Genomic DNA, 13,921 nt, shown 5'->3' on the forward strand with positions numbered 1-13,921 from the left:
AGATTAGAAACGGACATTCAGACCGAACGTGGTGACTGACGTAGCCGGTACGATACCCGTTTCGCTCAGGGCCAGCCCCGTTGTTTCCGGGTCAACACCGTTGTATTTGCTCCGGTATTCTGACCAGATGAAAGGCTGCTGAATGCTGGCATATAACCGCAGAGATTCCATTCTTAGCTTTTTAGCGAACGTAGGACTGAAGGTATAGCCGAAATTGATGTTACGAAGTTTAACGAAAGTTCCGTCAAAATACGATATGGTGGAATTATACACCGGAAATTCCTGGTTGCTCTTAGGCCGTGGGAATTCATTGGTTGGATTGTTTTCAGTCCAGTAATCTACCTTGATTTGCTGGTACCGACCTGCCAGGGCGTTCCGGTTGCGGTGGAAATCGCTCCGGATCAGGTTACCAAAGCGACCGTAGAAAAAGAAGGACAGATCGAATCCTTTGAACGATAAGCGGTTGGTAATACCGGCGCTGAAGTCAGGCACATCCGAGCCGATAATAACCCGGTCGTCGGCGTTGATCCGGTTATCGTTGTTGGTGTCCTGAATTTTAATCTGGCCCACTTCGCTGGCATACGATTTGGCTTTGTCAGCTTCGTCTTTCTGCCAGATACCCACCTTTTTGTAATCAAAAACCGTGCTCAGCGGACGACCAATAAACCAACCGTTCCCGATGTCATCGACTTTACCATTGTACAAAGACACAATGGCCTCCGTATTCTTCATAAACGTAAAATCAGTAGACCATTTAAAGCCGGAAGGTGAGTTGATGTTTACAGTGGTGAAGCCTAGTTCGATACCCCGGTTGCGGGTTTCGCCCACATTACGCGTCACCGAATTAAATCCGACTGAACCGGGTAGCTGATCCGCCAGAAGCAGAGCTGTTGTGTTAGTTTGGTATAATTCGAGCGAACCTTGCAGACGGCCTCTCCATAAACTGAAATCAAGCCCGAAGTTAAGCGTTGCCGACGTTTCCCAGCGTAGGTCAGGGTTACCGATGGTATTAGGACGGTAACCAAAAGCCGACGTGTTGCCCCAGGCGTATGCAGTCCGGCTCAACAGTCCCTGAGTCTGGTAAGGAGCAACCGCCTGGTTACCTACAATACCATATCCAGCCCGGAGTTTCAACAGATCGATCCAGGTTGTGTTTTTCAGGAAAGGTTCGTTGCTGATATTCCAGCCCAGCGCTACTCCCGGGAAGTTACCGTACTTGGTGTTTTGTCCAAATCGGCTCGAACCGTCGCGGCGAATTGTGGCCGTGAGCAGGTATTTATCGTTGAAATCGTAATTAACCCGAGCCATGTACGAATTTATCGTCCATTGAATCAGTTCACTGGCAGTAGCCTGAACCGAGCTGGCCGCTCCTAAGTTATAAAACTCCTGAGACTCAGCAGGAACGCCCTGAACGTCTGTCCGGTAACGCTCGTAATTATCGCGCTGGATCGAGTGTAGCAACGTCACGTTCAGGTTGTGCTTGCCATTGAACGTTTTGGTATAATTGACAATGTTCTCCAGCGTCCAGTTAAAACTAAATCGGTTTTCATTAAAAGCCTGTGGATCACCCCCTTTTCGGGCATTGGTTTGAGCGCCAATAAAGCGTCCCCAGCGAGCCAGCGTGAAATCAGGACCGAAGTTAACCCGGTATTTTAGGCCGTCCAAAATCTTGGCTTCGGCGTAGATACTGTTGAAAATCCGGTACTTTTTGGTTTCGTCAATTTGGGCACCCGGAACAATTTCAGCCAGTGGGTTAGTCAGCAGCGCGTCGTTGGTTGGCGAGAAAATCACCTTTCCGTTATCATCATACGGAGCAGCCAGCGGGTTTTGCTGAATGGTGAACTGATACGGGTTGAGGTTTTCGCCATTCCGAAGGCTATACATCATATACGATGAAACCCCTACTTTCAAAACCTTATTGACCTGGTGGTCGATATTGGCCCGCAGTGAGTACCGGGTATAATCCAGCCCCGCCGAAATACCTTTGTCTTTAAAGTAACCAGCCGAAATATAAAATTGAGTCCGGTCGCTACCCCCCTGAATACCAATGGAGTGGTTTTGCATTGAGCCATTTTTCAGGATCAAATCCTGCCAATCCGTGCTGGTGCCGTTGGCAATCCCTTTGGCTACGGCCGGGTCACCGCCCAGGACGGCTACTTTCGAGTCGGCATAGGCATCGACAACGCCCGTCGGAACCGGATTACCGTTGGCATCTTTATACCCACCCGTAGCTCTGTATGACTCCCGAACAAATTCGGCAAATTCTGCTCCATTAAATAGTTCGAGTTTATCCAGTGGTTTAGAAACCCCAACGTAGGCATCATACGATACGGTTGTTTTTCCTTTCTGACCACCTCGTTTTGTGGTAATCAGCACTACACCATTGGCACCCCGAGCGCCATAAATAGCAGTAGCGGTGGCATCTTTCAAGACTTCCATCGAGGCCACATCGCTAGGGTTCATGTCTTCATACCCAGCCGAAAGCGGAATTCCATCGACCACATAAAGCGGGTCGTTGCTGGCGCTGAACGAGCGGCGGCCCCGAATTCGAATGGTAGGCACGGTGCCGGGTTTGGAGCCCGTTTGTGTTACGTCGACCCCGGCAGCCCGCCCCTGAAGGGCCTGTCCCAGGTTCGTAATGGGCATTTCCTGAATTTCTTTGGCGGTGACCTGCGTAATAGCACCGGTCAGCTGGCTTTTTTTCTGGGTACCATAGCCAACGACGACAACTTCGTTCAGCGTTTTCTGGTCTGCATCCAGTATAATGTCAATGGTGGATTGATTGCCAACGACCATTTCTTTGGCCGTGAAGCCTACCGCTGAAAAAACAAGTACCGAATTATTATCGGGAACAGCCAAACGGTAACGCCCTTCTGCGTCGGTTGTCGTTCCACGGGTAGTTCCTTTGATTGCCACATTGACGCCAGGCAGCGGGGTGTTATCTTCTGAGGACAGAATACGACCACTGACGGTACGTTCCTGCGCCAATATGCCCGCGATCGCTCCCGAAGCCAGTGGCTTTCTAGGGGCCAGAGCAGCAGCTTCGTTTCCGAAGGCCACCATCATCGCCATTCCCAACGCGATAGGGAAGGAATGACGAGAAATAGAAGAAATGTTACTCATACAGTAAAGATTAAGGAATCTGGTTGGTAATTGAGGTACTGTTGTAGGGCAATCAGTTGGTAAACTGAACTCAGGGTTTCAGTTTCGGGGCGGCTAGCAGCAGAGCCTTATTCGGTAGTAATTACAGACGAATAAAAAGCAGGTAGAATCCTCTAAAATGGGCTATTAAGCGGTTAAAAATGCCCAATGCGGTATATTTTAAGTATTTGTCGCATAATTGTTCGGTTAAGGGTAGAGGAATAGATTTGGTTTAATTTAGGGCTGAATATAAATAAACTTTTAATAGTCTGACTAGTACTTCGACTAAAACCATTTTTTACAAAATAAGTACAATTTTTTAATTAAGTATTTGTACTTAATCGCTTTTTAATCTTCCATTAAATGGATTGAGTGTTTTATTGGTTTATTCTTCAGATATCAGCTATCGTTAGCGTATACCTTCCAGCGAGAAAATGCTCAAGTATCTGGAGATTCCGAAAAGTGTTGTAGTTAGAAAAGGGAGGGAGTATATCAGCGCCAGCGTCCAAGTCTAGACATGCATGGAGGTTTTACTGTAAGTATGTCTAAAAGCCAGCTTAAAGAGGAAACAAGCCAATAAATATAACCTAGGCGAATACAGGGTGCTCGTTTGTTTTACCTAAAACTCACCCAGTAGAACCATTATGGGCGCGAGCAAATCAACGGGTCAGGCCCAGAGGGCTAGCATTGGTAAGGTCCCTTGAAATAACAATGCTGAAATAGAAGAGATAGAAGAAGAGTATATAGGTGCTAACTGGCGATAGCTCATTAGCTCAGTAGTTAATTCTCTGAGTGCGTTAAGTGACCCGAGAGTACATATTAAACGAAAAAAGCCCCAAAACAGCGTGTTTTGAGGCTTTTTGCAGAGGGAGAGGGATTCGAACCCCCGGACCTGTAACAGTCAACAGTTTTCAAGACTGCCGCGATCGACCACTCCGCCATCCCTCTTTAAAGTCGAAATTTGTGGCACAAAGGTAAGACGTTTTAAGCTTGTTGTCAAGGCCTATGTGCGATCTAGGTAAATAAATTTATGCAAAAAAAAGTGTTCTCACACGTAATCAGGGACTTAATGCCGTAAAAAAAACGACCCGTCGGTAAAGCCAGCGGGTTGTCCTGTAAATTCTATCGACATCTTGAATTCCAACCGTCACGTTCACTTTCTAGCGCACAATGGCTGGTAAATTCAGAGGCAAAGATACAACTATGTTTATTAATTTTTTTTAATAATCCGCCAAACATTTGGCCTGTCAGCCGCTTTTAAGTAGATCAATCTTTGCTAAAACCTCATTTTTAACCTTTTATCTAAGCAAGAAAATATGTGGAAGGAAATAGACCATAAGCTTGTTCGGCAATTCGAGTTCGCAGATTTCAGTGAAGCCTTCGCGTTTATGACGCAGGTTGCTTTCCTGGCCGAAAAAATGGACCATCACCCCGACTGGAGAAATGTTTACAATAAAGTGACAATTGAACTAACTACTCACGACGCCGGAAATTTGGTGACGGAAAAGGACCATACGCTCGCCGCAGCCATCAATAAATTAGTGAAATAAGAATAAGCGAGGCATGTGGAAGACTAGTGCTTCAATGTCCACTTAGGTCGTATTTGAGGGGTTTTTTGGCCATTACCTCAATTAATCCAACTTTCCCTCGGTAATAGCACGTTTTAAAATCCAAAGGTCTGAGAAGCTCGTTCATATCGATACCTGTCCGACGGTCGGATGGAAGTCAAATAATAAACACTTTATGAGCAATTTTTTCAGCTCTTCTGCTAAAAAAGCCGAGAAGACCGAGCTCACCCTGGAGCCAGTCGGTCGTCGTTTGTTTCTGCGTATGGCCGGAGCGGCGGCCGTTACCTCTAGCCTTTTGGTAGCGGGCTGTAGCAAAGATCCCCTCACGGGTGAGGCTACTACTGTTGGCGGGGCTCGTTTGGCTGCTTCCGTTGATCTAGGTTCAGGTGATGTGGGTATTCTTAACTACGCCTACGCTCTCGAACAACTCGAAGCGGCTTTCTACGACATGGTGGTGAAAAACCCGTACAACGGCATGTCTTCTGATGAGATGAAGATTCTTAAGAGCATTCGGGATCACGAAGTAGCTCACCGGGAGTTCTTCAAAGCCGCCTTGGGTGGAGCCGCTATTCCAGGTCTGGAAGTAGACTTTAGCTCGGTTCGTTTCAACGACCGTATTAGCGTATTAACTACAGCTCGGGCTTTTGAAGATTTGGGTGTAGGTGCATATAACGGGGCTGGTAAGTACATCATGACACCAGAATACCTGGTGTTGGCGGGTAAAATTGTATCGGTAGAGGCGCGTCACGCGAGTGTGATTCGTTACATGCTAGATATGAACACGGGTCACTTTGCTGGCACGGATGTGGTGGATGGCAATGGTCTGGACCGGGCTTATGAGCCAAATTACGTATTGCCAATTGCTCAGAAGTACGTCAAAACGACCATCACTGCAAACAGTCTCATCACTACCTAATCGCCACCCTTTATGTTACTGCAAAATATTTTTTCTGAAATCGAGCAGCTCGATCCTGAAGTATACGAGCGTTTGAACTCGCGCCGGAACATGTTCCGTTTTGGAGCTAAAGTGGCTGCTGCCGCTGTTCCGATGGCTTTTGGTGCTTCACTGAAAAGTGCCTATGGTCAGGGTACATCTGGTATCGTTGACGTCTTGAACTTTGCCCTTACGCTGGAATATCTTGAGCGGGATTTCTATTACCGGGGACTTGAGACCGTAATTCCAGGTGCTCAGCGGATCGCTTTCCACGAAATCTGGATGCACGAAAACGCACACGTAAACTTCCTGCGCTCGGCAATCACCTCATTGGGTGGTACGCCTGTGAGCAATCTGAAGTTCGACTTCACAGCGAAAGGTGCTTTCCCAACGGTATTCAGCAACTTCGAAGTCTTCAAAACGGTTTCACAAGCGTTTGAAGATACAGGTGTTCGCGCTTACAAAGGCCAGGCTGGTAACCTAATGTCTGCTAAGCCTATTCTACAGGCAGCGCTGCAAATCCACTCGGTAGAAGCGCGCCACGCGGCGGCGATCCGGAAGATGCGTAATGTTTCTCCTTGGGTTAGCTTTGCGGATGGCGAAGGCGCACCAGCAGCCATTTATGCCGGTGAAAACATGTTGATTCAAGGTACGTCTAACCCAATCAACGTAAGCTCTGTATCAGTTGCTTTCGGGGTAGATGACAAAGCAGTTAGCGAATCATTCGATGAGCCACTGAGCAAAGAGCAGGTACTGGCTATCGTAACGCCGTTCCTGGCTTAAGCAAAGTAATTGGTTGGCGAAAGCCTGACTATTTATACGTCAAAGACGGTTTATTGATGTTATTTAAAGTTGTTTCCTTATAACTTTGAATCACATTGGTGAACCGTCTTCTGTTTTAATGAAATTATACCTCGTTCCTACGCCCATCGGCAATCTCGAAGATATTACGTTGCGGGCAATCAATATTTTGAAAGAAGTAGATGCCGTGCTGGCGGAAGATACACGCACGTCGGGCGTGTTGATGAAGCACCTCGGTATTAGTAAACCGCTTCATAGCTACCACATTTTTAACGAACACCAGACTGTCCAACGCCTTGTTGCTCAACTGAAAGGGGGCAAAACCCTGGCGCTGATTTCTGATGCGGGCACGCCCTCCATTTCTGATCCGGGGTTTTTGCTGGTCCGCGAATGCATAAAGCAGGACATTCCGATCGAGTGTTTGCCTGGTCCAACAGCCTTTGTACCCGCGCTGGTCAATTCCGGCCTTCCCGCCGACCGATTTACCTTTGAAGGTTTTCTGCCCCACAAAAAAGGGCGCCAGACCCGCCTGACCGAATTGGTGGGCGAAAGCCGGACCATGATTTTCTACGAATCCCCGCACCGTTTGCTGAAAACGCTCGAACAGTTTGCGGAATATTTTGGCCCCGACCGTCCGGCCAGCGTGAGCCGCGAGTTAACAAAGCTGTTCGAAGAAACAATTCGCGGTACGTTGCAGGAAATAATTACTTACTTTGCCGAAAAAACAATTAAAGGTGAAATTGTCATTGTTGTTCAGGGAAAATAGCGGCCAGATAGAAACGATAAAGCAGCCAAAGCAGGGGGCCAAGTCTTGTCTTCTGGTCCTGATTTTAGGGATTTGGTGGGGGTTGTTCAGCGTATATTCTGCTTCGGCTCAGACCATTATCCTGTCTCCACAAACAAAAGTCAGCCTGGTGACCGTATCGCCGGGAGAGGAGCTGTATTCGGGTTTTGGGCACAGTGCCTTCTGGATTTCGGACCCCGTGTATGGCATCGACCGGGTGTATAACTACGGGACGTTTGATTTTCGCACGGAAGGTTTTTACGTCAAATTCGTTCGGGGCCAACTGCCTTACATGCTTTCCGTGTCGCCGATTTATAACACGCTGGCGGGGGCACAATACGAAGACCGGAGCGTTTTTGAAGACGAGCTCAATCTGACGCAAAGCCAGAAGCAACGCCTTTATGAGTTGTTGGAAATCAATCTTCTACCTGAAAATAAGTTTTACAGATACGATTTTTTATTTGACAATTGCTCCACCCGGCTCCGCGATATGCTGGTAAAAGCGGTTGGTGATAGCGTTCAGTTTAGTAGCAAGTCGAAAAACATGACCTACCGCGACTGGATTCAATATTACATGAACCAGAAGCCGTTTATCAAGACGGGCATGGATATTTTGCTGGGTACGCCAACCGACAAACAGGCAACGGCCTTTGACGAAATGTTCTTGCCCGATAACCTGCGGGAGGAGTTTCGGGAAGCTAAAATACGGCAGGGCGCTACCGAAGTGCCATTAGTAACGCGCGACACGGTATTGTTTCAGGAAGAAAAGCCAATTGGGCATGACGTAGATTATACCGTTCTGATCATCAGTTTTGTGCTTTTACTGGCGGGAATTTTTCAAACGCGCTCGCAATTGCTCCGAAATCAAATCAGCTTCCGAACTGACCGGATTCTGTTTTTCATTGCGGGTCTGTTTGGTTGCCTTATGGCCTTTCTGTGGTTTGGAACCGACCATGCCGTAACCCAGAAAAACTGGAATCTGCTGTGGGCCATCCCGTTTCATGTGGTAGTGGTTTTTCTGCTGCGGAAATCGTCCCCCGCCTGGGTGCGTACTTATTTTGCCGTATCGGCTGTGCTGGCTGCTATTGCCTTAGTATTCAGCGCCGTCACAATTTTTCAGGAATTTAACATTGAGTTTGCTCCCGTAATCGCATTGCTTGCTTTGCGCGCCTGGGCCATTCAACGCCAATTAGCTTTATCTCATGCCAAACGATCTTAACGCAATCACCCGGCAGTTAACCGGAATTGTCAAAAAAACCGGGGCCTTTCTCCGTACTGAGAACCAATCCTTCGACCGGGCGGCCATTGAGTACAAGGATTTTAATAACGTGGTTTCCTACGTTGATAAAGAGGCTGAAAAACAACTGGTTGACAATTTAAGCCAACTTTTGCCCGAGGCCGGTTTTATCACTGAAGAAGGCACTACGGAGCAGGCCGATCGGGCGGGATTAAACTGGATTATCGATCCGTTGGATGGAACGGCCAACTTCATTCATAAATTACCGGTCTTTTCCGTAAGTGTGGGACTGGTAGACAACGGGCGGCCAATTGCGGGCTCTATTTACGATGTCAACCGTGACGAATGCTTTAGCGCCTGGGAGGGCGGGGGAGCGTGGTGCAGCCAGAACGGGGGCGCCGAAGAACGGATTCGGGTTTCGCCAGCGCAGCAGTTGCAGGAAAGCCTGATTGCAACCGGTTTTCCGTATTACCGCTTTGAGCAAATGCAGCAATACCTGCATATTTTAGAGTCGCTGATGCAGAAAACCCACGGTCTGCGGCGGATGGGATCGGCAGCCATTGACCTGGCCTATGTGGCCTGTGGGCGGTTCGACGGATTTTTTGAGTATAATCTTAAATCGTGGGACATGGCTGGTGGCGTAATTCTGGTACGTGAAGCGGGCGGCGTAGTCACTGATTTTACCGGTGGGGACGAGTTCCTGTTCCGGGGTGATGTCGTGGCGGGCTGCGCCGTACATGCTGAGCTCCTGGCCGTGATTCAGGAATACTGGACTTAATTGATTAGCTAATTCTGAGCCAATAAAACCATGGAACATATTGATATGGAGGCGCTCCGTTATCCAATTGGAAAATTTGAATACGGACAGACCTTCACCTTTGATCAGACGCAGGCGCATATCGCCACCATCGCCACCATGCCCCATGACCTGACTGCCCTAGTGGGCAAGTGGGGAGACGAACGCCTGGACACGCCCTACCGCCCCGGCGGATGGAGCGTTCGGGAACTAGTGCATCATGTGGCTGATAGTCACCTGAATGCCTACGTCAGAACCAAGTTGGCGCTGACGGAAGCGACCCCGACCATCAAACCGTACGAAGAAGGGGAGTGGGCCAAGCTGCCGGATTCGAAGTTAAGCATTGCGCCCTCGCTGGTTATTCTGAGCAACCTGCACCTGCGTTGGGTAACCGTACTCGAAACTCTGACCGAAAAAGAGTTGCAACGAACCTATTATCATCCCAGCAGCGCGCGTGAATTTGCTTTGTCTGAAATGATTGCGCTGTATGCCTGGCATGGCGAACACCATTACCAGCATGCCCGCACACTCGGGGAACGGAACAATTGGCTGGATACAGTCGTTTAATAAAAACAGTCCTGCAACATAGGATACTGTTACAATCATTGTACGACGTATGCTGGAACAAGTTGTCATCGGGATACTTTTTGGGGCGGCTCTTCTTTTTCTGGGCCGTCGAATCTATAAAAGTGTGTTTGTGAAAGATGCCGGATGTGGCAAAGGATGTGGATGTAGTGGAGATAGCGCACAAAAAGAAACAAAAGTAAAAATCGGTCCGCCGAAGCAAACGTCAACTGTATAGCTTGTTGGCGGACATGGAACGATTATACAAAAAATGGAATGGCCATTTGCTGCGTGCAGTGGTCCTATTGCTCATCATTTGCCTTGCTTCCTGCAAAAAAGTAGCTCCCAAAGACCCTGTTATTACTGCTTTTGACGCCCCGTTGAAAGCCGAATCGTCGTATGTTAGTGCGCCGATTGTCTTTGATGTTAAAGCACTCGAGGAGAAAATTAATCAATCGCTGGGTCAGGTAATTGTCGATCAGGAAGAGCAAAAAAGCCAGAAAGGAAAAATCTGGAAACTTCGGGTCGAACGCTCCGGGCGCGTCCGGATTGCTTACGATGGCCACCGCCTGACGTTTGGGGCTCCCTTGACGATCTGGATTATTAACCCCCTAACTTCTAAGAAAAAAGCCGCCGATCGGCGTGCGCTCTGCTCGATTGACGTCGAATTCAACAGCCCCATCAGCGTTCGTCAGGACTGGAAGCTGGAAACAAAGGTCTCCCTAAATAAGTACCGCTGGATCGAACAGCCCAATATCCGCTTGCTTGGCTTTGATATACCGGTTACTGATCTGGCCGAAGGAATTCTTAAAAATCGCCGGAAAAACATCGAAGACGCCATCAATGAAGCAATTTACACCGAACTGCACCTGGATCGCGAAATTCAGAAAATCTGGCAGGAATTACAGAAGCCGTTGCTCCTGAATCGCCAGTTCGAAAATATATGGCTTATTCCCATGCCACGCTCTGTTCAGGTTAGTGATGTATACGGCGATGAGAAAACGATTGTAGTGCCACTGCGCGTCTATTTTAACATTGAAACCCGCTTCGGACCAGAGCCACAGGTTGCCATTAAGAGCAAGCTGCCGCCCCTGCAAAAAGTAGATACATTGCCTCTGGTATCGGAGTTGAATCTGTTGAGTCGCATTCCCTACAACGACCTGAACCAGACGCTGGCGCGAACACTAGACAACCAGGAAGTGAAACTATCCAGCCGGATTGTGCGCATTCGTAGCGCTTCGGTATACGGAGGTGGAAATACACTCATTCTCAAATCGGATGTCAAAGGAAGCGTAAATGGGACTTTATTCTTTCGGGGCCGGCCAGCCTACGATACCTTACAGCATAAACTGTTGGTCAAAAATCTGAAGTTTGACGTAAACACAGAGGAAGTTCTTCTGTCAACCGCAGACTGGTTGCTGCATGATTCTTTGCAGGAAACCTTCGAAACGGCATTGAGTGTCCCTCTGAAGCAGCATTTAGAAAAAATTCCTACTAAAATTGAGGAAGCTTTTGCGAAAGGGAAAACCGGAGAAAAAGCGTTGATTGATATTCAGCAGTTTCGGTTAACGCCGCGTAACATTGCCATTCGGCCTGAAGCGGTTCAGGTGCTGATTAACGTTCGGGCGACCATGATGTTGAAAGTAAAAAAACTCTGAAAAAGCCCCCATTGAAGACGAGGTATGGCAGATATAGATTCCCAGAAGCGCGAAAAAGAGCAATATGTTGATTTAGGGCATACAGAACTGGAAAACCACCTGAAAACCCAGGTGGCCCTCTACGAAAAGAAAACGCAGTATACTGGCAACACGACTAACCTGCTTAGTGCCTTCTTCTGGTATAATTTGTTTGGGTTTGCGTATCACTACATACGCAGCCGTTTAGGACCCAAAGCCGAATACCAGTTTTATCCCCGTAACGGCGACGATGGGCTGTATCCCACCCATACCTTCACGGATTCCGTAACGCTTGCTTTGTTGTCGGACTGGGCGACGGACACCAAAGAATCCGACCAGATCGGGCATCTGGTGTCTACCTACGATCCCGATTATACGATTCATCTGGGCGATGTCTATTTTGTTGGTACGCCGGAAGAAGTGGAAGCTAATTTTCTAGCCCCTCATTCTTCCTGGCATTATGGCAAACACGGGAGCCTGGCTTTGTCGGGAAACCACGAGATGTATTCCAACGGGACGGCGTATTTCAAAAAACTACTGCCCGCCATGAAAATCCGCAAGGGCGAAACCGTGGCGACGCAGCAGGCTGGTTTTTTCTGCCTGGAACACGAACACTGGCGCATCATTGGCCTGGATACGGGCTACACCTCGACTAACCGTCCTTTTCTGGAGGTGCTGTTCAAGCCCGATTGCCACCTCCGCGAAGAGCAGTTAGACTGGCTGAAAAATGTCGTTCGCCTGGGCGATCCAAGTGATACGAGGGGCATTATTTTGCTTAGTCATCATCCTTATTATTCGTCGTTTCGGGACGATCACCCGGTAGTAGGGCGGCAATTGCGGAAAATCATGGGCGATTCGGCGCGACCGGTTGTCTGGATTTGGGGGCATGAGCACCGACTTTCTTTCTACGAAAAATACGGTTTCCCAGACGGTATTCAAGCCTGGGGGCGCTGCGTGGGAATTGGCGGTATGCCCGTCGAAATCAATGAACCGAATCGAGGACACGAGAGCCAGCTTGTGCTGTACGACCAGCGCGTTCGCGAACGCGTCCGCCGAAAGGCCGTGGGGTACAATGGCTTTGCCTTGATGACCATTGAGGGCACTCAGCTAAAACTGGATTACATTGATCAGAACAAACAAACTGTCGTATCGGAGCAGTGGTCTGTCAATCGGGAAAATGGCGAATTGGCTGTCAAAACCCTGTTTGTTCATCCAGACATGACGAAATATGGTCAATAATCGTGGTACCAGGTCCTGAGCCGGTAGTTGACGCTGGAAGCCATAGAACTCGTGAGGTCGCTGTACAATTGCCAGGCGACTGGAACCAGGAGCGAGGCTGTTTTCAGCGTATGACCGTTCAGGGCGCGTTTATCACCACTAAATTCCTGCCACTCGTCGGCCCAGGTTTCAGTTTCGCAGATACTATCCTGCCAGACAACATCGTCTTTCGCCAGGTCTACCACCCGAATGCGCATGTCCAGCCGGGCCGAGATGGTCTTGCGGTAGGTCGTTAATTTTCCTTTTACTTTCTCGTACACATCGACAACGGTGCTGTCGTTAATTTTCTTTGTGCCTACTTTGAAGGTCTGGTTGCTCTCAACGTCCTGTGACGAGGAGGTAACCGCCGTATCGAAAGGGCGGTAATCCATAATTTTCATCTGGACAACGTGGTTAGGCATGCGTCCCGGCTCGGGGGTAGCGCCCGGCATGTAATAGCGGACAAACTGCGAAGGAGGCCCCTGATTTTTAATGCGACGAAAGATTTGATTCTGTAAATCGTCGTATTCAGAAGCCGATAGTTCCCGCGTGATTGCCATCGGTTCAATCACAACCCGGAAAGCAGCCAGATAAAGCGCATCGGCGGCTCGCAAGCGGGCATCCCGGTAATTCTCAACCCATTGGTCAGCCTTCTGAAAGTTTAGAACGGCGTCGCGGGCGGCCAGCCGATCGTTTTGGCTGTAGGTAAAAGCCAGTTCCGCCGCTTTGTAACGATCCGCAGCAGCCAGCTCCCGCGCTTCTTGGAGCTGGGTTTCGTAATGAAGCGGGTAGTTTTTCAGCACGTCAGGGCAGCTCGGGCAGGCCGTTACCTGTTTCGCCAGTTCCTGAAGTTTGTTGTATTCCTTCACAACCAGTTCCCAGCGAAAAGGCTCGTCGGAGCGACTAAGTTGTAGGATAGCTCGCTGCCGTTGGTTGTAGGCGGTGGCAAAGGCCTCTTGCAAAACCTGTTGCGCTTTCGGATTGGCTGGTTTCTGCCGAAGCCGTTGGGTCGAGAGCTGCACCGCCGTCGTGAAATTGCCGTGCTTCAGGGCATTTTTACCCGTGCCGCAGCCCGAAAAGCCCAGTAGCGTCAGTAAGCCATATAGATAAATTGAACGCATACAACATCCTTGATTTGTGTGCTATATGACCCAAAAAGTATA

General features: G+C 48.8%; 11 protein-coding genes and 1 tRNA gene. 9 read left to right on the plus strand and 3 right to left on the minus strand.

The features are described 5' to 3' along the window. Positions 1–3: 3 nt before the first annotated feature. Positions 4–3,123 carry a SusC/RagA family TonB-linked outer membrane protein gene (locus L0Y31_RS13225; protein ID WP_234733546.1) on the minus strand — a complete coding sequence of 1,040 codons (3,120 nt, stop codon included), beginning with the start codon at positions 3,121–3,123 and terminating at the stop codon, positions 4–6. 881 nt (positions 3,124–4,004) lie between these two features. After that, positions 4,005–4,089 (minus strand) — tRNA-Ser (locus L0Y31_RS13230). Between the two features lie 338 nt (positions 4,090–4,427). Here L0Y31_RS13230 and L0Y31_RS13235 point away from each other — a divergent pair. The 9 genes from L0Y31_RS13235 (at position 4,428) to L0Y31_RS13275 (ending at position 12,740) form a co-directional block, all read left to right on the plus strand. Next, positions 4,428–4,691 carry a 4a-hydroxytetrahydrobiopterin dehydratase gene (locus L0Y31_RS13235; protein WP_255773031.1) on the plus strand — a complete coding sequence of 88 codons (264 nt, stop codon included), beginning with the start codon at positions 4,428–4,430 and terminating at the stop codon, positions 4,689–4,691. A 193-nt stretch (positions 4,692–4,884) separates the two neighbouring features. Beyond that, positions 4,885–5,625 (plus strand): ferritin-like domain-containing protein, encoded by a 741-nt coding sequence (locus tag L0Y31_RS13240; RefSeq protein WP_234733548.1) that lies wholly within the window; start codon positions 4,885–4,887, stop codon positions 5,623–5,625. A gap of 12 nt (positions 5,626–5,637) precedes the next feature. After that, complete coding sequence (locus tag L0Y31_RS13245; RefSeq protein WP_234733549.1) at positions 5,638–6,426, plus strand: ferritin-like domain-containing protein; 789 nt, start codon at positions 5,638–5,640, stop codon at positions 6,424–6,426. 118 nt (positions 6,427–6,544) lie between these two features. Beyond that, on the plus strand, positions 6,545–7,210 hold the full coding sequence (rsmI, locus tag L0Y31_RS13250; protein WP_234733550.1) for a 16S rRNA (cytidine(1402)-2'-O)-methyltransferase: 666 nt from the start codon (positions 6,545–6,547) through the stop codon (positions 7,208–7,210). Continuing rightward, the gene (locus tag L0Y31_RS13255; protein WP_234733551.1) at positions 7,179–8,447 is read left to right on the plus strand and encodes an Lnb N-terminal periplasmic domain-containing protein; all 1,269 of its coding nucleotides are present in this window, start codon (positions 7,179–7,181) and stop codon (positions 8,445–8,447) included. The genes rsmI and L0Y31_RS13255 overlap by 32 nt, the downstream gene beginning before the upstream one ends. Then, on the plus strand, positions 8,431–9,243 hold the full coding sequence (locus L0Y31_RS13260) for an inositol monophosphatase family protein (RefSeq protein WP_234733552.1): 813 nt from the start codon (positions 8,431–8,433) through the stop codon (positions 9,241–9,243). Before L0Y31_RS13255 ends, L0Y31_RS13260 begins: the two co-directional genes overlap by 17 nt. A 30-nt stretch (positions 9,244–9,273) precedes the next feature. Then, entirely contained in the window at positions 9,274–9,828 is a 555-nt protein-coding gene (locus L0Y31_RS13265) for a YfiT family bacillithiol transferase (protein WP_234733553.1), read from the plus strand. A 248-nt stretch (positions 9,829–10,076) separates the two neighbouring features. Continuing rightward, positions 10,077–11,483, plus strand: coding sequence for a DUF4403 family protein (locus L0Y31_RS13270; protein WP_234733554.1), 1,407 nt, complete (start codon positions 10,077–10,079; stop codon positions 11,481–11,483). Between the two features lie 24 nt (positions 11,484–11,507). Continuing rightward, positions 11,508–12,740 carry a metallophosphoesterase family protein gene (locus L0Y31_RS13275; protein WP_234733555.1) on the plus strand — a complete coding sequence of 411 codons (1,233 nt, stop codon included), beginning with the start codon at positions 11,508–11,510 and terminating at the stop codon, positions 12,738–12,740. Here L0Y31_RS13275 and L0Y31_RS13280 read toward each other — a convergent pair. Then, positions 12,734–13,879, minus strand: a complete 1,146-nt coding sequence (locus L0Y31_RS13280; RefSeq protein ID WP_234733556.1) for a hypothetical protein — start codon at positions 13,877–13,879, stop codon at positions 12,734–12,736. The genes L0Y31_RS13275 and L0Y31_RS13280 overlap by 7 nt on opposite strands. Positions 13,880–13,921: the final 42 nt, after the last annotated feature.

It is taken from the genome of Tellurirhabdus bombi, assembly GCF_021484805.1.
Taxonomy (GTDB): domain Bacteria; phylum Bacteroidota; class Bacteroidia; order Cytophagales; family Spirosomataceae; genus Tellurirhabdus; species Tellurirhabdus bombi.

Excerpts from the sequence above, each read along its gene's own strand:
- L0Y31_RS13260 (WP_234733552.1), top strand. The coding sequence starts at position 8,431 with ATGCCAAACGATCTTAACGCAATCACCCGGCAGTTAACCGGAATTGTC.
- L0Y31_RS13270 (WP_234733554.1), top strand. The coding sequence starts at position 10,077 with ATGGAACGATTATACAAAAAATGGAATGGCCATTTGCTGCGTGCAGTG.
- L0Y31_RS13240 (WP_234733548.1), top strand. The coding sequence starts at position 4,885 with ATGAGCAATTTTTTCAGCTCTTCTGCTAAAAAAGCCGAGAAGACCGAG.
- L0Y31_RS13275 (WP_234733555.1), top strand. The coding sequence starts at position 11,508 with ATGGCAGATATAGATTCCCAGAAGCGCGAAAAAGAGCAATATGTTGAT.
- L0Y31_RS13280 (WP_234733556.1), bottom strand. The coding sequence starts at position 13,879 with ATGCGTTCAATTTATCTATATGGCTTACTGACGCTACTGGGCTTTTCG.
- L0Y31_RS13225 (WP_234733546.1), bottom strand. The coding sequence starts at position 3,123 with ATGAGTAACATTTCTTCTATTTCTCGTCATTCCTTCCCTATCGCGTTG.
- L0Y31_RS13265 (WP_234733553.1), top strand. The coding sequence starts at position 9,274 with ATGGAACATATTGATATGGAGGCGCTCCGTTATCCAATTGGAAAATTT.
- L0Y31_RS13245 (WP_234733549.1), top strand. The coding sequence starts at position 5,638 with ATGTTACTGCAAAATATTTTTTCTGAAATCGAGCAGCTCGATCCTGAA.
- rsmI (WP_234733550.1), top strand. The coding sequence starts at position 6,545 with ATGAAATTATACCTCGTTCCTACGCCCATCGGCAATCTCGAAGATATT.